This window comes from Streptomyces sp. 4F14, assembly GCF_048159485.1.
GTDB lineage: Bacteria > Actinomycetota > Actinomycetes > Streptomycetales > Streptomycetaceae > Streptomyces.
In genome coordinates this window covers 1-412 of sequence record NZ_JBLRVY010000169.1, presented here as the reverse complement: position 1 = coordinate 412, position 412 = coordinate 1, and the positions used below count along the sequence as shown (strand labels likewise).

Here is a 412-nt window from a genome sequence, read left to right as displayed (position 1 = left end):
CCCGGCTGCGCCGCATCCACTCGTGGGTCAGCTCCCGGTAGGCCGGCTCCCGCGCGGCCAGCGTGTACAGCTCCTGGGTGAGCCCCAGGTCCCGCTGGCTGCCCTCCGACAGCTCGTGCACCAGGTCGGCCACCGCCGCGCGGGCCTCGTCGCGGTCGGCGGCGGCGCCGAGGTACGCGTCGAAGACGGCGACGATGTGGTCCGTGAACCGGCCGAACGCCTCCCGCAGCAGCTCCTCGATGCCGCTGAAGTGGTACGTCATCGAGCCCAGGGGGACCCCGGCGCGCGTCGCGATCCTGCGGTGCGAGACCCGCGCGATGCCCTCTTCGGCGATCAGGTCGAGGGTGGCGGCGATGATGCGCTCGCGGCGCTGCGGGTCCGTGTGTCCGGTTGCCATGGGAGCAGGCTTACA

Annotated in this window: 1 protein-coding gene; it reads right to left on the bottom strand. The window is 73.1% G+C overall.

From position 1 onward, the window contains the following. Positions 1–397 (bottom strand): TetR/AcrR family transcriptional regulator (locus ACLZOT_RS50150; protein ID WP_416976010.1); only part of this gene is annotated, 397 nt, incomplete at its 3' end. Positions 398–412: the final 15 nt, after the last annotated feature.